A 327-nucleotide genomic window follows, 5' to 3' on the forward strand; every position below is an offset into this window, starting at 1 on the left:
CATTCCCCATCACCTTTCACGCTATATATCCGCACACAATGCCACGAAATAAGAATATTCAGCTTGTGTAAACGATACCATTTATCCAGACTTGATCACGCTTTCGGGCGCGCTGATGTGCTACTTTTTACCGATGCCTCTTTGGCTTTTGACGCTTACCAGGATCTAACATGGAAAAATTCAACCCGGTCGATCACCCGCATCGCCGTTACAATCCACTGATTGATCAATGGATTTTAGTTTCACCTCATCGGGCCAAACGTCCGTGGCAAGGCGCGCAGGAAACCCCGGCGGTCAATACGTTACCGGCGCACGATCCGGACTGCT

Annotated in this window: 1 protein-coding gene; it reads left to right on the forward strand. The window is 49.5% G+C overall.

Going from position 1 to position 327, the window contains the following annotated elements; all coding sequences use genetic code 11:
* Positions 1-170 precede the first annotated feature (170 nt).
* Positions 171-327: hypothetical protein (locus SB765_RS28640; RefSeq protein WP_410932360.1), on the forward strand; the 157-nt coding region annotated here is incomplete at its 3' end.

The organism is Pseudomonas sp. SIMBA_067, from assembly GCF_046534675.1.
In the GTDB taxonomy this organism is placed as follows: domain Bacteria; phylum Pseudomonadota; class Gammaproteobacteria; order Pseudomonadales; family Pseudomonadaceae; genus Aquipseudomonas; species Aquipseudomonas putida.